Source organism: Thermohahella caldifontis (assembly GCF_041153465.1).
In the GTDB taxonomy this organism is placed as follows: Bacteria; Pseudomonadota; Gammaproteobacteria; order Pseudomonadales; family Oleiphilaceae; genus Thermohahella; species Thermohahella caldifontis.
On sequence record NZ_CP154858.1, the window covers coordinates 218,099 to 233,305 of the forward strand.

A 15,207-nucleotide genomic window follows, 5' to 3' on the forward strand; every position below is an offset into this window, starting at 1 on the left:
CAAAGAGAACGGGGCAGCGAGGCTGCCCCGTGATCGACATTACATCTTGACGTCGTACTTGAAGTACTTCTTCATGATGGCGTCGTAGCGGCCATCCGCCTTGATCTTGCGCAGGGCAGCATTGAACTTGGCAGCCAGGTCCTTGTCGCGCTTGCGGAAGGCTGCGCCAACGCCGTTACCAAGCTTGACGGGCTCGCCCTTGGTCTCGAAATCGGCGTTGTTCAGAATGGTCTGCTCGCCCACCGGGTAATCCAGGAAGACCAGGTCAAGGCGGCCGCCCTGAAGATCCAGTACCAGGTCATCAGCAGTGGTATAGCGCTTGATTTCCACTACGTCTTCCAGGTTTTCGGTCACATAGTTGTCCTGCAGCGTGCCGCGCTGAACACCGACAATCTTGCCCTTGAGCTGGGCCTTGTCGTTCACGTCAATGTTCAGGCCCTTCTTGGCAAACCAGGCAGAAGGCGTGTTGTAGTACGGCTCGGAGAACAGAACCTTCTTGGCGCGGTCTTCAGTAATGGACATGGATGAGAAAATCACGTCGTACTTGCGTGCCAGCAGGCCCGGGATGATGCCGTCCCATGCCTGGACGACCCATTCGCACTTGGCCTTGATTTCCTTGCACACTTCGTTGCCGAGATCAATTTCAAACCCGGTCAGGGAACCGTCAGGTGCCTTGTATTCGAAGGGTTCGTAGGGCACGTCCACCGCCAGGCGGATTTCTTTCCACTCTTTGGCCATGGCAGTATTGACACCGATGGCGGCGACACAGCCCAGAGCAATGATCAGTTTTTTCATAGGGATTTCTCCGTCTTCTTCTGTTGTGGTTTTAATACTTGGGCGCAAGAAACTGTTTCATGCGCTCCGAGTCCGGGTTGTCAAAAACTTTCGCAGGCGGGCCTTCTTCTTCAATTTTGCCCTGATGGAGAAAGATGACCTTGGTGGACACATCGCGGGCAAAGGCCATTTCGTGTGTGACCACAACCATGGTCCGGCCTTCTTCTGCCAGGGCGCGCATGACCTTGAGTACTTCACCCACCAGTTCAGGGTCGAGCGCCGAGGTGGGTTCGTCAAACAGAATGACTTCGGGCTCCATGGCCAGCGCCCGCGCAATCGCGGCGCGCTGCTGCTGGCCGCCGGACATCTGCAGGGGGTAGTAGTTGCGCCGTTCCCAGATGCCCACCTTGTGCAGCAAGGCCTCCGCCTTTTCGATGGCCTCCTTTTTGGGGACGCCCAGCACATGAACCGGGGCTTCGATGATGTTTTCGAGCACCGTCATGTGTGACCAGAGGTTGAAGCTCTGAAATACCATGGACAGGCTGGCGCGGATACGCTCCACCTGACGCGGGTCGGCCGGTACGCGCTCCCCCCGCTTTTCCGTAAAACGGATCTGTTCGCCGTGAACAAAGATGTCGCCGGAGGTCGGGATTTCCAGTAGGTTGATGCAGCGCAGGAAGGTACTCTTTCCCGAGCCCGAGGAACCGATGATGGAGACAACGTCGCCTTTTTGTGTTTCAAGGGAAATGCCCTTGAGCACTTCAAGATCATTGAAGCGCTTGTGTATGTCTTTGACAACCAGGGGAGCTGCATCGCCCATGGTGAAACTCCTGTTGCTGATGTCTGTGTGGCACGGTACGGCCGACTACTGCAAGACTACCCTCTGCAACCTGAATGCGGAAGGAACGTGGAGTAGGAACGGGCTGGCTATTCGTCCAGCACTTCACTGAGGGACAGGCGGGTGTTGAGCTGGTCATCCAGATAAGCGAGCGCTTTGGCAAAGGACGGGCGTCCGCACAGCGGGAAACCCGGCCCGCTCTCGTCGTGCAAGTTGGCTGTCCCGGAATACAGTCTGACCGAAAGCATCGTGTACTTATTATTGTGTGTCATGGCTCACTATTCCACCCAAAGGGCCGCATCAAGTCAAGCGAGCAGCATACGGGGATTCACGTACATGATCAGGTTTTTTTGACCTCAATGACACGTGTGCCGGCGTAGCGGTCATGCCAGGTCAGACCGTCACGGTCCCACAGGCTCCAGAAAAAGCCCATCCCAAAGCAGAGGAGGGAAAACAGTGCGGCAAAAAAACGCAGCAGGCACTGTGTCCAGGTGAGTGGCCGGCCATCCTGACTGACTACCTTGATGCGCCAGACCTGCATGCCCAGGGTCTGGCCCAGACGCTTCCAGAAGTAGGCAAAGAAAAAGAAGATGACGAGAAACAGGGCGGTCTTGAGCGTCGGATCGCCCAGTGTGGCACCGGATTCCATCAGCGGCTGAAGGCGGTCGAAGCCGCCGACCCGGGCGGCCATGGCGCCCAGATAGATGAATGTGGTGATCATGCTCAGGGCGACGACCAGAAGGAAATCGTAGAACATGGCGGCAAAGCGCTTCCACAGAGGAGCCGGTCTGAGCGTCTCCGCTGCAGGTATGGCTTGCTGTCCGGATTTTTTGCGATGCTTGCGACGTCCCATGACGACTCCTGTATCAGGCGGGAAAGACAAACCAGAGGCTGTGAGCCAGCCCGAGCGCGAGTACACGCTTGCCCGTTGCCGGCGGCAGGGCCGGACCGGGTTGCTCGCTCAGACGCCACAGACCTGACGCCAGCAGTGCACAGAGCAGCCAGGCGGGTTTCCACCAGGGTCTGAGCAGCGCGAGCGCGGCATAGGCGGCCAGGGTGAGAATGAGCAGTCCCCGGTAGAGCCTGCGTGTGCGTTCCGGCCCCAGACGAACTGCCAGCGTCCGGTCGCCATTGGCCGTATCATAGCGGATGTCCCGGTACTCGTTGCTGATCAGGAGCAGGGCAATGGGCAGTCCAAAGAGCAGGCTGTGCAGCCAGGTGGACGTATCGGGCAGCGTGCCGGTGGCCGCCCAGGCGATGGCCGGCATCATGTAGGGCCCCATCATCATGAAAACCAGCAGAGCACCCAGTCCCCGGCGTTTGAGGGCAACCGGCTCCATGTTATAGGCCAGTGCCATGATCAATCCGCCCAGTGCCACCGGAACCACCATCAACCCGCGCAGACTGGCAATGTAGAGACCCAGTACAGCGGCTGCCACGAGGCAGAGCAGCCCCAGACGGTTGTTGATCCGGATGATGCGGATCTGCTCCGGACTCAGGCGTTCAGCCAGCGCGGGATTCTGCAGGTCGCTGAAGTCATTGAGAAAGTTGGCGGCGGCCTGAACCAGCAGGCTGCCCAGTGCGGCGGCCAGCCCGGCGGCCGGATGGAACTGCGGATGATCCAGTACGCTCAGTAGTGCGATGGTGCCGGCGAACAGGCCAACGGGCAGCGAAAACAGGCGGGCGGCGCCGAGAATGCTGTAAGACTTGGTTCGGGTCGTATCGGTCATCAAACGGTTCCTGAAAGTTGCGGCCATTCTAAAGGTTCTGCGGGTGAGTGCAAAACGGACTTAAAGGTTTGTGAAATCCGGTCGCTAAACTGTTCAACATTTAACCGGATGCACCGCGGGAGAATTGTCATGGAAATTCAGTCCACCGGTTTTGCAGTTTCACTTCGCTATGATTTCAGGGCCTCCGTGCAGGGGCGTGGCGCTCAGGAGCAGGAATCGGGACAGGTCGTGGATCTGCGTGAACGGGCCAGTGTCCGTTACAGTCTCACACGCTTGGCTTCAGAGGGTGACGGCATGCGTGTGGTCTCGGAGCGCGTGAGTGCACATCTGAGCTCAAGGCTGGAGAGAAGATTGCCCGAAAGTACGGGTGAGAGCACCTTTGACGGGCAAGCCATTCAAAGCAAAGTGCTGGGCTTCGTAGCCAACCGGATTGCCGACGAGCGTGAGGCGGGAGCGACGGACGAGAAGGTCAATGCGTTGCTGGACGCTGCCGCCGAGGGTGTCACCAAGGGATTTGAAGAGGCACGGGAAGTCTTGCAGGCCGTCGGTGCACTCAATGACTCGCTTGCGGAACAGGTGAATCAGACCGAAACGGGCATTCAGGAAGGGATCGCTGCCATGCGGCCGGAAGCGACCCCCGCCGTGCCGGCACCGGACAGCGCGCCTCCTCAGCCAGCCAGCACAACGGATAACCGGTCGCCGGTGACGCCTCCCGCATCGGACGATGAGACGGGGGACGTGGGCGTGACAGACTCCCGGTTCCGGTTCGGGCAGAAAAACACCGCTTCCATTACGCTCAAGACCCGTGAAGGGGATACGGTGAAACTGGATCTGGCCGCAGCCGTGAAGCTGATGGGTCGTTCGGTATCGTCCGGCGGTCAGGGTGGGAGCATGCAGGCTCTGGGTCTGGACTATCGCGAGGCGTCCTCACTGGTGGTCAAGGGTGATCTCAACGATGCGGAGATGCAGGCCATCACGGATCTGCTGGCTCAGGTCGCCGATCTTGCCGACACGTTTTTCAACGGGGATCTGGGTGAGGCGTTCGATCAGGCGCTCTCCCTGACCGGTGACATGACCCAACTGGCGAGCTACAGCATCGAGCTGAAACAGAGCACCCGCTTCCGTGCAGCCGAGCACTACCACCCCAGAGAGGGTATTCAGCGGCTTGCGGAAGTCCCCGACCGGGCAGCCGGCCTGCTTGACAAGGCCGGGATATTTGACGAGCCGATCAGAGCGGCCTCTTCACTGATCCGGTCGCTTTTGCCGGAGCTGGCGCCCGAGGCATCGCCGGACACCAGCAAGCGACCGGTTCTGTTTGCGGGTTATGTTCAGCAGGTCATGGAACAGCTTGCATAAAGATACCTCATAAGAGGTATTTTGCGGTCTATCAATGGGATAGTTAGACTGCTGAATTGATCTGAATCAGGGTTGCTCCGCCGGGAGAGACCTACGATACCTCCTGAACCATGAAAAAATATTCATGACAGGAGGTTCACTTGGCCCACTCCGTATCACGCAGGCAGCTTTTCACGCGCCGCAGGGAAGCCGTGGTGCGTCCGCCCTGGGCGGTGGACGAAAGTGCCTTCGTGACCGCCTGTACCCGCTGCAATGACTGTATTGAGGTCTGTGAGCCCGCAGTACTGATGCGCGGCGACGGGGGCTTTCCCGAGTTCTCGCCTGCCCGGGGGGAGTGCACATTCTGCGAGGCCTGCGTTGACGCCTGCAAAACCGGCGCCCTGTCTCTGTCTGTCAGCCCCGTCATGCCCTGGATCGCCCGACTGAGTGACAACTGCGTGGCGATGAAGGGGGTTGAGTGCCGGATCTGCGCCGAGCAGTGCGAACCGGCAGCCATCCGGATCCGCCCGAGGCCGGGTGGCATCTTTGTTCCTGAACTGAATGCTGAGGTCTGTAACGGTTGCGGTGCCTGCGTGCGCCCCTGTCCGGTACAGGCCATTTCGTTTGTGAGACAGTCCGAGGAGATGACACATGCCCGCTAGTGCACAGGAGATTCCTGTCGAAACAGAAAGCGAACCGCTGAACATCTGTGGGCTGGTGGTGCGCTGCAACCCGCGCCGGCTGGACCAGGTCGTTGCCGAACTGGAAGCGCTGCCCGGTGTGGAAATCCATGCCCGCGATGACGTCGGCAAGCTGGTGGTGACCGCCGAGCAGACTGCCGATGCGCCGCCACTGAAAGCCATAGATCTGATTGAACGCATCGAGGGGGTGCTGTCCACCTCCCTGGTGTACCACTTTTGTGATGCCTGACCACCCGGTTTATCAGGAGACATGCCATGAAACTGAACAGACGAGACTTCATCAAGGCCCAGGCCGCCACGGCTGCAGCCGCTGCTGCCGGCGTCAGCCTGCCAGCCGCTGCCACCAACCTGACGACTGCAGGCAAGGGCGGTGCCATCAAGTGGGACAAGGCGCCCTGCCGGTTCTGCGGCACCGGGTGCTCCATTCTGGTGGGGACACAGAACGGTCGCATGGTGGCCAACCAGGGCGACCCGGAAGCGCCTGTCAACAAGGGGCTGAGCTGCATCAAGGGGTATTTCCTCTCCAAGATCATGTACGGTGAGGATCGCCTGACCCAGCCGCTGCTGCGCAAGCGCAACGGTAAGTATGACAAGAACGGCGAATTCGAGCCCGTTTCCTGGGACGAAGCGTTTGATGTCATGGCCGAGCAGTTCAAGAAAGTGCTGAAGGAGAAGGGGCCGACCGCGGTGGGCATGTTCGGTTCAGGACAGTGGACGGTCTGGGAAGGGTATGCAGCCGCCAAGCTCATGAAAGCCGGCTTCCGTTCCAACAATATTGACCCGAACGCTCGTCACTGCATGGCCTCTGCCGTGGGGGGCTTCATGCGCACCTTCGGTATCGACGAGCCCATGGGCTGCTACGATGACCTGGAGCATGCCGACGCCTTTGTCCTCTGGGGCTCCAACATGGCGGAGATGCACCCGATTCTGTGGTCCCGTCTGACGGATCGTCGTCTGAGTGCGGATCACGTCCGCGTGCATGTCCTGTCCACGTTCCGGAACCGCTGTTTTGATCTGGCGGACAACGGCATTGTGTTTACGCCGCAGACTGACCTGGCCATCCTGAACTTCATCGCCAATTACATCATTGAAAATGGTGCGGTGAACAAGGAGTTCGTCAACAAGCACACCCATTTCCGCATGGGCGTAACGGATATCGGCTACGGTCTGCGTCCGGATCATCCGCTGGAGAAAAAAGCGAAGAACCCGGGCAAGGGCGGGTCCAGGGAAATTACTTTTGAAGAGTATGCTGCGTTTGTGAAGCAGTATGACGTCAAGAGCGTTTCCAAGCTGTCCGGCGTGCCTGAAGAACAGCTTATCGAGCTGGCCAAGGTCTACGCCGATCCCAGGACCAAGGTGGTTTCCTACTGGACCATGGGCTTCAATCAGCACACCCGTGGTGTCTGGGCCAACAACCTCGTGTACAACATCCACCTGCTGACCGGCAAGATCTCAGAGCCGGGTAACGGCCCGTTCTCGCTCACCGGACAGCCGTCCGCCTGTGGTACCGCTCGTGAAGTGGGCACTTTCGCGCACCGTCTGCCGGCCGATATGGTGGTGAAGAACCCGAAACACCGGGCACTGGCAGAAAAAATCTGGAAACTGCCCGAGGGCACCATCCCGCCCAAGCCCGGTTATCACGCCGTGTTGCAGAACCGCATGCTCAAGGACGGCAAGCTCAATGCCTACTGGGTCATGTGCAACAACAACATGCAGACCGCGGCCAACATGAATAATGAAACCTATCCGGGATACCGCAATCCGGAGAACTTCATTGTGGTCTCGGATCCGTACCCCACCGTCACGGCACAGGCGGCAGACCTCATTCTGCCCACCGCCATGTGGGTGGAAAAGGAAGGCGCCTATGGAAACGCCGAGCGCCGGACCCAGTTCTGGTATCAGCAGGTCAAGGCTCCGGGCGAGGCCAGGTCCGACCTCTGGCAACTGATGGAATTTGCCAAGCGCTTCAAGGTCGAGGAAGTGTGGCCGGAAGAGTTGCTGGCGAAGAAGCCGGAATACCGCGGCAAGACGTTGTACGACATCCTCTACCGCAACGGTCAGGTGGATCAGTTCGGTCTGGATGAAATTCCCGAAGATCGCCTGAATGATGAAGCACGCCACTTCGGCTTCTATGTTCAGAAAGGCCTGTTTGAAGAATATGCCAGCTTCGGACGTGGCAAGGGGCATGACCTTGCGCCGTTTGAAATGTATCACAAGGCCCGTGGTTTGCGCTGGCCCGTGGTGGACGGCAAGGAAACCCAATGGCGTTTCCGGGAAGGGTACGACCCCTATGTACTCAAGGGCGAGGGCATCCGCTTCTACGGCAAGCCTGACGGCAAGGCCTGGATCTTCGCGCTGCCTTATGAGCCGCCGGCGGAATCCCCGGATGAAGAATATGATCTGTGGCTCAGCACCGGCCGGGTGCTGGAACACTGGCATTCCGGCTCCATGACCCGCCGTGTGCCGGAACTGTACCGTGCTTTCCCGGATGCGGTGGTATTCATGCACCCGGACGATGCCCGCAAGCGCGGCCTGCGCCGGGGTGACGAGGTACGGGTGATCTCCCGCCGGGGCGAAATCCGCAGCCGCGTGGAAACACGTGGTCGTAACCGGCCGCCACAGGGACTGGTCTTCATTCCGTTCTTTGATGCGCGTCAGCTCGTCAACAAGCTGACGCTGGATGCGACCGATCCGCTGTCCAAGGAAACGGATTACAAGAAGTGCGCGGTCAAGGTGGTCAAGGCCTGATACGGGACGGAGTGTGAACCATGGGGCGCAACCAGACATCTTCGGCACCGGCCAATCCGGCACGTCGCAAGGCCATTGCTCAAGGGCTGCAGTATGGCTGCGCGGCGGGGCTGACTGCCCTGTTCATGGGGCTGACCAGCCAGAAGGGTGCTGCGCAGGGCGGCGTGTGGCTGCGGCCGCCCGGCGCCTTGCCGGAAGATGAGTTCCTCGCTGCGTGCGTTCGTTGCGGGCGCTGTGTCGAGGATTGCCCCTGGGACACGCTGGGGCTTGCAGATGTCCTGTCACCTCTGGCCACCGGCACGCCGGTTTTCAAGGCCCGAAAGGTGCCCTGTGAGATGTGTGAGGACATTCCCTGCGTCAAGGCCTGCCCGACGGGCGCGCTGGATCCGTCCCTGACGGATATCAACGATGCCCGAATGGGGGTGGCGGTGCTGACGGACCGGGAGAATGGTCTGAACATGCTCGGTCTGAGGTGTGACGTGTGTTATCGCGTTTGCCCTCTGATTGACGAGGCCATCACGCTCAAGCTGGTGCGAAATGTCCGCACAGGCAAGCATGCCATCTTCGAGCCCACCGTACATGCTGACGTGTGTACCGGCTGCGGCAAGTGTGAGCATGCCTGCGTACTGGAAACGGCTGCGATCCGCGTGTTGCCCCGGGATGAGGCCATGGGTGAGCTGGGCAGGCATTACCGGGTGAGCTGGAAGCGGGAAAGTGAAGGGGTGAAGCCATGAACCCGGGTGTCAGTCACGAAGCGGTTGTTCAGAAAGGCTGGTGGCGTGCTCAGCGCTGGCTGCTCATGCGCCGTATCATGCAGTTGAGTGTGCTGGCCGGGTTTGCGTCAGGCCCCTGGCTGGGCATCTGGATCCTCAAGGGGAACCTGAGCACCAGCCTGTTGCTGAATACCGTGCCGCTCAGTGATCCGCTCACACTCATTCAGTCCATGCTGGCCGGTCATGTGCCGGCCACCATGGCCCTGGTGGGTGGTGCAATCGTGCTGGGTGTATACCTGCTGCTGGGCGGGCGCCTGTTCTGCGGTTGGGTATGCCCCGTCAATCTGGTCACGGATGCGGCCGAGTGGACGCGCCACCGGTTCAACCTGCCGACCCGGCCCGGCAACCCCAAAGGGCGTTATGCCATTCTGGGCGGGGTGCTGGTGGGTGCGGCCGTGACCGGTACCCTGGTCTGGGAGTGGATCAACCCCATTACCCTGGCCATCCGTGTCATCACGCTGGGTGCGGTCGGTGGCCTCTGGGTACTGGCGGGCATTTTCCTTTACGACCTGTTCATCCGCCGGAACGGCTGGTGCGGCACCCTGTGTCCCGTTGGCAGCTTCTATGCGCTGGTCAACCGTTTCGGCTGGCTGAAGATCCGGCTGCCGGCGCGTGACAAGTGTGACGACTGCATGGCCTGCTTCAAGGCCTGTCCCGAACCTCAGGTGATCAAGATACCGCTCAAACAACTGGATGCCGAACCGGTCATCCGCGATCCGGCCTGCACACTGTGTGGTCGCTGCGTGGATGTCTGTCCGGAAAACGTATTTCAATTTGGAAGCCGAAAAGCCTCCGATCAGCTTCAAACTGTGGAGATCAAGCCATGAAAAAAATGCTGCCTGTTGTCTTGCTGACTGCCATGACCAGCCTTTGGAACGGTCCGGCACTGGGTGAATCCGGAGGGGTTGCGTCCCTGAGGGGTATTGATCCGCTGGATGCGCCACGCCCGGCAGACGAGATGAAAAAGTTTCCGAAGGACAGGGCGCCGCTGAAGCGGGACTATCTGCACCAGCCGCCGCTGATTCCGCATAGCATCAGAGGTTATGAAATCAGCCTCAATGCCAACAAGTGTCTGTCATGCCATAGCTGGAAGAACTACAAGCGTTACGGGGCCACCAAGATCAGCCTGACGCACTTTGAAACGCGGGATGGCCAGACCCTGTCGGATGTATCGCCAAGGCGGTATTTCTGCACGCAGTGCCATGTGCCGCAGGCTGACGCACAGCCGCTGGTGGAGAACGAGTTCAAGCCTGTAGACACCTTCAAGCCGGAGTAAGGGGGCCATCATGTCCGATCAATCCGTATTCAGGCGCTACTGGACCATGCTGAAATCCCCTTCCGGGGCAGCACTGGCGCTGATTCTGGTCATCGGCTTTTTCGGCGGGGTGATCTTCTGGGGTGGCTTCAACACCGCCCTGGAAGCCACCAATACGGAAAAGTTCTGCATCAGTTGCCATGAAATGGAAGACAACGTGTATCAGGAGTACAGGGAAACCATCCACTACGCCAACCGGTCCGGCGTCCGGGCAACCTGTCCTGACTGCCATGTGCCCAAGGACTGGACGCACAAGATCGTGCGCAAGATCCAGGCCAGCAAGGAGGTCTGGGGCAAGATTACCGGTTTCATTGATACCCGGGAGAAGTTTCTGGCGCATCGCAAGGAAATGGCCATGCGGGAGTGGCAGCGCATGAAGGAAAGCGATTCCCGTGAGTGCCGGAACTGCCATAACTTTGATTACATGGATTTCAGTGAGCAGGGGCGTCGCGCGGTGAAGCAGCACAGCACCGCACTGGCCTCGGGAGACAAGACCTGTATTGACTGCCACAAGGGCATCGCGCACAAGCTGCCTGACATGAGTGGCGTGGAAGGCTGGGAATAGGAGGCTGGCATGAGTGCACTGGAATCTTTGATCTGGACCATACTGGGCTACGCAGCGATGCCGGCTATATTTCTGTTCGGCTTTATCGCCACGGCAGTCGTGGCCTGCATCCTGCTTGATCTGATGGGGTACACCCCGGAGGAGCGGCGCAAGACCAGGCCGCAGAACCGATAGCACAAGGCGTTGTCCTGATCACGACCTTCTGACCCGGCCACGGCCGGGTTTTTGCGTTGCATCAGACGCCGGACGTCGGAGATTCAGGCCACCACAGGCAACAGCAGACGGGGTTCACAGTAGTTTGGTCACGGCCTGTTACGCCGGCTCGCACTTATGATAAAGTACGCTGTCCGGCAGGCGGGCTGTGTGTACGCGCCCGTGTCCCAGAATCCAGCCGTCCATTCGGCCACACATGACAACGGAAAAGGTATGAAGACAGCTGACATCCGAAGTGCGTTTTTGTCTTTTTTTGAGCGCAACGGCCATACCATTGTGCCCAGCAGCTCGCTGGTCCCGGCGAATGACCCCACCTTGCTGTTCACCAACGCGGGCATGAACCAGTTCAAGGACGTCTTTCTCGGGCGTGAAAAGCGGCCCTACACCCGCGCAACCAGTTCTCAGCGCTGCGTCCGTGCCGGCGGCAAGCATAACGATCTGGACAATGTCGGCTATACGGCCCGCCACCATACCTTTTTTGAAATGCTGGGCAATTTCAGCTTCGGTGATTACTTCAAGGAAGAGGCCATCCGTTTTGCCTGGACCTTCCTGACCGAGGAGCTGGGACTGCCGAAAGAAAAGCTCTGGGTGACAGTTCACCACTCGGACAAGGAAGCCGAAGACATCTGGCTCAACCAGATCGGTGTTGATCCGAACCGGTTCAGCCGGCTGGGAGACAAGGACAATTTCTGGCAGATGGGCGATACCGGCCCCTGTGGTCCCTGTACGGAAATTTTCTATGATCACGGCCCTGAAGTCTGGGGTGGCCCTCCCGGCAGCCCGGATGACGATGGTGACCGGTACATCGAAATCTGGAACCTGGTCTTCATGCAGTTCAACCAGCAGAAGGATGGCACCCGCGAGCCGCTGCCCAAGCCCTCCGTGGATACGGGGATGGGGCTCGAGCGCATTGCGGCCGTCATGCAGGGCGTGCACTCCAACTATGAAATCGACCTGTTTCAGACCATTCTTAGGGCTGCCTCCGATCTTTTGGGTGGGGTGCCCACCACCGAAGCCTCCCTGCGCGTGATTGCGGATCACATCCGCTCCAGTGCTTTCCTGATCACCGATGGCGTGATGCCCTCGAACGAGAGCCGGGGCTATACGCTGCGCCGCATCATTCGTCGCGCCATCCGGCATGGTCACAAGCTGGGTGCACGGGAGCCTTTCTTCCACAAACTGGTCCCGGCACTGTGTGATGCCATGGGGGATGCCTATCCGGAGCTGGTGAAAGCCCGGGACATGGTGGAACAGGTGTTGCTGCAGGAAGAAGAACAGTTTGCACGCACGCTCGACAAGGGCATGAAGCTGCTTGAGGATGAGATTTCCCGGCTTGAGGGAGATGTGATTCCCGGCAAGACCGTGTTCACACTCTATGACACCTACGGCTTCCCGGTTGACCTGACCAATGACATCGCCCGTGAGCGTAACCTGCGCCTGGACGAGGCCGGTTTTGAAGCCGCCATGGCGGAGCAGCGCGAGCGCGCCCGTGCCGCAAGCAAGTTTGACGTGGACTACAACAGCCTGCCGGCCATCGACGGCAAGACGGAGTTCACCGGCTATGAGGCGCTGGCCGGAGAGGGGCAGGTCATTGCCCTGGTGAACGCCGAAAACCGGAAGGTGGATGCGCTGGCCGAAGGCGAGCAGGGGCTGGTCATTCTGGACAAAACACCTTTTTATGGTGAGTCCGGTGGTCAGGTCGGTGATACCGGCCAGCTGAAGTCTGCCAATGCGGTGGTGGATGTGGTGGACACCCAGAAGAACGGGGATCTCATCGTCCATCATGTTCGGGTCGTACAAGGGCGTCTGGGCCAGGGTGATACCGTCACGGCTGAGGTGGATCGTCAGCAGCGCAAGGCCACGGCACTCAATCACTCGGCCACACACCTGCTGCATGCCGCGCTGCGCAAGGTGCTGGGCGAGCATGTCCAGCAGAAGGGTTCGCTGGTGAATGCGCAGCGTCTGCGTTTCGACTTTGCCCATTTCGAGCCGGTCACGCCGGAACAACTGGAGCAGATTCAGGCACTGGTCAATCAGCAGATTCGTGCCAATACCCCGGTCACCACCACGGTGACCGACATGGAAAGTGCCCGCAAGCTGGGAGCCATGGCACTGTTCGGTGAAAAGTACGGCGATACCGTGCGGGTGCTGAGCATGGGTGAGGACAACTTCTCCGTCGAGCTCTGTGGCGGTACCCACGTTTCCCGGACGGGGGATATCGGCATGTTCGTCATCGTGTCCGAATCCGGCATTTCTTCCGGTGTGCGGCGCATTGAAGCCCTCACGGGCGTGGAAGCCGAGAAGTGGGTGACCCGTTCGGAGCGGACCCTGCGGGACCTTGCCGGACTCGTCAAGGGCAGCCGGGAGAACCTGACAGACAAGATCCAGGGGCTGCTGGAGCGTCAGCGGGAACTGGAGAAGGAAATCGAACGTCTGAAGGGCAAACTGGCCAGTGCGGCCGGTGCAGATCTGGCCTCTCAGGCGGAAGAAGTCAACGGCGCCCGGGTGCTGGTAGCTGCTCTGGAAGGGGCAGACCGCAAGGCGCTGATGGACACAGCCGACCAACTCAAGAACAAATTACAACAAGCCGTCGTGCTGCTGGCTGCCACGGAAGACGACAAGGTCGTTCTGGTGGCGGGTGTGACCAAGGATTTGACCGACAGGATAAAGGCCGGCGATCTGATCCGCGAAGTGGCACCCAAGGTGGGAGGAAAGGGCGGTGGCCGTCCGGACATGGCACAGGGTGGCGGGACGGATGTCTCCGCGCTGCCTGCGGCACTGGATGCCGCCCGTGACTGGATCCGGTCACGTTTGTCTTAACAGCATCGAAACAACTGGGTAAAGACCGACTATGGCATTGATCGTACAGAAGTACGGGGGCACTTCGGTTGGCACGGTGGAACGGATTGAAGCAGTGGCCGACAGGGTCGCGCGCTTTCGTCAGGAAGGCCATGATGTGGTTGTGGTCGTTTCTGCCATGTCCGGCGAAACCAACCGTCTGATCGGATTGGCGCATGCAATTACCGATACGCCGTCCCCGAGAGAAATGGATGTGCTGGTCTCCACGGGAGAACAGGTGACCATCGCGCTGCTGGCCATGGCTCTGCACAAGCGGGGTCTGGACGCACGTTCCTACACCGGCGGCCAGGTGAAAATTCTCACCGACAGCGCGCATACCAAGGCCCGCATTCAGCACATTGACGACCACAACATGCGCGAAGATCTCAAGGCCGGCCGGGTTGTGATTGTGGCCGGCTTCCAGGGGGTGGACGAGCAGGGCAACATTACCACGCTGGGCCGTGGGGGTTCCGATACCACAGCCGTGGCCCTGGCTGCGGCCCTGAAGGCCGACGAGTGCCAGATCTATACGGACGTGGACGGGGTTTACACCACCGACCCGCGCGTGGTCGACAACGCACGCCGCCTGGACAAGATCACCTTCGAAGAAATGCTGGAAATGGCCAGTCTGGGCTCGAAGGTCCTGCAGATCCGCTCCGTTGAGTTTGCGGGCAAATACAATGTACCCCTGCGCGTACTTTCCAGCTTTGAGGAGGGTACGGGCACCCTGATTACCCTGGAGGATGATGAGACCATGGAACAGCCGCTTGTTTCAGGTATTGCCTTTAACCGTGACGAGGCCAAGCTGACGCTGGCCGGTGTGCCCGATGTGCCCGGTGTGGCCTCCCGCATCCTCAAGCCGGTGAGTGATGCCAACATTGAAGTGGACATGATCGTTCAGAACGTGGGCAAGGATAACCATACGGACTTCACCTTCACCGTCCACCGGAATGACTTCAAGCGCACGCTGGAGATTCTGGAGAAGGTGAAGGATGACCTGGGCGCCCGGGAAGTCATCGGCGATGACCGGATTGCGAAGGTTTCCATCGTCGGGGTCGGCATGCGCTCCCATGCGGGTGTGGCATCCAGGATGTTTGAAGCCCTGTCTGCCGAGGGCATCAACATCCAGATGATTTCCACATCCGAGATCAAGGTCTCCGTCGTGATTGCGGAAAAGTATCTGGAGCTGGCGGTGCGGACACTTCACAGCACCTTCGAACTGGAAAAGGAGCCGGCCGACCGCTCCTATTGAGCACGACTGGTCCATTTTTACAAGGCCCGGATTTTCCGGGCTTTTTTTGTGCCTGAACAGATTGGACACGGACAGCCTCTCTGGTTCATACTATTGCGCTCTGGTCATATGAAAAAGCTTTTGCA

General features: G+C 59.5%; 16 protein-coding genes. 11 read left to right on the plus strand and 5 right to left on the minus strand.

Annotated elements, in window-relative coordinates; translation table 11 throughout:
• Positions 1 to 39: 39 nt before the first annotated feature.
• The 5 genes from AAIA72_RS01040 to AAIA72_RS01060 form a co-directional block, all read right to left on the minus strand.
• Positions 40 to 795, minus strand: a complete 756-nt coding sequence (locus AAIA72_RS01040) for a transporter substrate-binding domain-containing protein (protein WP_369601602.1) — start codon at positions 793 to 795, stop codon at positions 40 to 42.
• 31 nt (positions 796 to 826) lie between these two features.
• Positions 827 to 1,594: an ABC transporter ATP-binding protein gene (locus AAIA72_RS01045; RefSeq protein ID WP_369601603.1), complete on the minus strand. Its 768-nt coding sequence runs from the start codon at positions 1,592 to 1,594 to the stop codon at positions 827 to 829.
• 107 nt (positions 1,595 to 1,701) lie between these two features.
• Complete coding sequence (locus AAIA72_RS01050; protein WP_369601604.1) at positions 1,702 to 1,884, minus strand: hypothetical protein; 183 nt, start codon at positions 1,882 to 1,884, stop codon at positions 1,702 to 1,704.
• A gap of 68 nt (positions 1,885 to 1,952) precedes the next feature.
• A complete protein-coding gene (locus AAIA72_RS01055) occupies positions 1,953 to 2,465 on the minus strand; it encodes an RDD family protein (protein WP_369601605.1) in 513 nt (170 codons plus the stop codon).
• 13 nt (positions 2,466 to 2,478) lie between these two features.
• Entirely contained in the window at positions 2,479 to 3,342 is an 864-nt protein-coding gene (locus tag AAIA72_RS01060) for a prenyltransferase (protein ID WP_369601606.1), read from the minus strand.
• Positions 3,343 to 3,471: 129 nt separating this feature from the next.
• On the opposite strand from AAIA72_RS01060, the gene AAIA72_RS01065 reads away from it, so the two are divergent.
• The 11 genes from AAIA72_RS01065 to AAIA72_RS01115 all read left to right on the plus strand — a co-directional run bounded on the left by AAIA72_RS01065 (position 3,472) and on the right by AAIA72_RS01115 (position 15,082).
• Positions 3,472 to 4,698: a DUF5610 domain-containing protein gene (locus tag AAIA72_RS01065; protein ID WP_369601607.1), complete on the plus strand. Its 1,227-nt coding sequence runs from the start codon at positions 3,472 to 3,474 to the stop codon at positions 4,696 to 4,698.
• Positions 4,699 to 4,838: 140 nt separating this feature from the next.
• A complete protein-coding gene (napF, locus tag AAIA72_RS01070; protein WP_369601608.1) occupies positions 4,839 to 5,339 on the plus strand; it encodes a ferredoxin-type protein NapF in 501 nt (166 codons plus the stop codon).
• A complete protein-coding gene (locus AAIA72_RS01075; protein ID WP_369601609.1) occupies positions 5,329 to 5,607 on the plus strand; it encodes a chaperone NapD in 279 nt (92 codons plus the stop codon). Before napF ends, AAIA72_RS01075 begins: the two co-directional genes overlap by 11 nt.
• A gap of 26 nt (positions 5,608 to 5,633) precedes the next feature.
• Positions 5,634 to 8,126, plus strand: a complete 2,493-nt coding sequence (gene napA / locus AAIA72_RS01080; RefSeq protein WP_369601610.1) for a nitrate reductase catalytic subunit NapA — start codon at positions 5,634 to 5,636, stop codon at positions 8,124 to 8,126.
• Between the two features lie 20 nt (positions 8,127 to 8,146).
• Positions 8,147 to 8,860, plus strand: coding sequence for a ferredoxin-type protein NapG (napG, locus tag AAIA72_RS01085; RefSeq protein WP_369601611.1), 714 nt, complete (start codon positions 8,147 to 8,149; stop codon positions 8,858 to 8,860).
• Complete coding sequence (gene napH, locus AAIA72_RS01090) at positions 8,857 to 9,726, plus strand: quinol dehydrogenase ferredoxin subunit NapH (RefSeq protein WP_369601612.1); 870 nt, start codon at positions 8,857 to 8,859, stop codon at positions 9,724 to 9,726. The genes napG and napH overlap by 4 nt, the downstream gene beginning before the upstream one ends.
• On the plus strand, positions 9,723 to 10,175 hold the full coding sequence (locus tag AAIA72_RS01095) for a nitrate reductase cytochrome c-type subunit (protein ID WP_369601613.1): 453 nt from the start codon (positions 9,723 to 9,725) through the stop codon (positions 10,173 to 10,175). The genes napH and AAIA72_RS01095 overlap by 4 nt, the downstream gene beginning before the upstream one ends.
• A gap of 10 nt (positions 10,176 to 10,185) precedes the next feature.
• Entirely contained in the window at positions 10,186 to 10,779 is a 594-nt protein-coding gene (locus AAIA72_RS01100; protein WP_369601614.1) for a cytochrome c3 family protein, read from the plus strand.
• Between the two features lie 9 nt (positions 10,780 to 10,788).
• Positions 10,789 to 10,953, plus strand: a complete 165-nt coding sequence (locus tag AAIA72_RS01105; RefSeq protein ID WP_369601615.1) for a TIGR02808 family protein — start codon at positions 10,789 to 10,791, stop codon at positions 10,951 to 10,953.
• 252 nt (positions 10,954 to 11,205) lie between these two features.
• On the plus strand, positions 11,206 to 13,812 hold the full coding sequence (gene alaS / locus AAIA72_RS01110) for an alanine--tRNA ligase (protein WP_369601616.1): 2,607 nt from the start codon (positions 11,206 to 11,208) through the stop codon (positions 13,810 to 13,812).
• A 31-nt stretch (positions 13,813 to 13,843) separates the two neighbouring features.
• Positions 13,844 to 15,082 carry an aspartate kinase gene (locus AAIA72_RS01115; protein ID WP_369601617.1) on the plus strand — a complete coding sequence of 413 codons (1,239 nt, stop codon included), beginning with the start codon at positions 13,844 to 13,846 and terminating at the stop codon, positions 15,080 to 15,082.
• Positions 15,083 to 15,207 lie beyond the last annotated feature (125 nt).

What these genes read in the sequence shown, in the direction of transcription:
- AAIA72_RS01055 (WP_369601605.1), bottom strand. Translation starts at nt 2,465, where the DNA reads ATGGGACGTCGCAAGCATCGCAAAAAATCCGGACAGCAAGCCATACCT.
- napA (WP_369601610.1), top strand. Translation starts at nt 5,634, where the DNA reads ATGAAACTGAACAGACGAGACTTCATCAAGGCCCAGGCCGCCACGGCT.
- alaS (WP_369601616.1), top strand. Translation starts at nt 11,206, where the DNA reads ATGAAGACAGCTGACATCCGAAGTGCGTTTTTGTCTTTTTTTGAGCGC.
- AAIA72_RS01105 (WP_369601615.1), top strand. Translation starts at nt 10,789, where the DNA reads ATGAGTGCACTGGAATCTTTGATCTGGACCATACTGGGCTACGCAGCG.
- AAIA72_RS01115 (WP_369601617.1), top strand. Translation starts at nt 13,844, where the DNA reads ATGGCATTGATCGTACAGAAGTACGGGGGCACTTCGGTTGGCACGGTG.
- AAIA72_RS01045 (WP_369601603.1), bottom strand. Translation starts at nt 1,594, where the DNA reads ATGGGCGATGCAGCTCCCCTGGTTGTCAAAGACATACACAAGCGCTTC.
- napH (WP_369601612.1), top strand. Translation starts at nt 8,857, where the DNA reads ATGAACCCGGGTGTCAGTCACGAAGCGGTTGTTCAGAAAGGCTGGTGG.
- napG (WP_369601611.1), top strand. Translation starts at nt 8,147, where the DNA reads ATGGGGCGCAACCAGACATCTTCGGCACCGGCCAATCCGGCACGTCGC.
- AAIA72_RS01065 (WP_369601607.1), top strand. Translation starts at nt 3,472, where the DNA reads ATGGAAATTCAGTCCACCGGTTTTGCAGTTTCACTTCGCTATGATTTC.
- AAIA72_RS01040 (WP_369601602.1), bottom strand. Translation starts at nt 795, where the DNA reads ATGAAAAAACTGATCATTGCTCTGGGCTGTGTCGCCGCCATCGGTGTC.
- AAIA72_RS01095 (WP_369601613.1), top strand. Translation starts at nt 9,723, where the DNA reads ATGAAAAAAATGCTGCCTGTTGTCTTGCTGACTGCCATGACCAGCCTT.
- AAIA72_RS01060 (WP_369601606.1), bottom strand. Translation starts at nt 3,342, where the DNA reads ATGACCGATACGACCCGAACCAAGTCTTACAGCATTCTCGGCGCCGCC.
- AAIA72_RS01050 (WP_369601604.1), bottom strand. Translation starts at nt 1,884, where the DNA reads ATGACACACAATAATAAGTACACGATGCTTTCGGTCAGACTGTATTCC.
- AAIA72_RS01100 (WP_369601614.1), top strand. Translation starts at nt 10,186, where the DNA reads ATGTCCGATCAATCCGTATTCAGGCGCTACTGGACCATGCTGAAATCC.
- AAIA72_RS01075 (WP_369601609.1), top strand. Translation starts at nt 5,329, where the DNA reads ATGCCCGCTAGTGCACAGGAGATTCCTGTCGAAACAGAAAGCGAACCG.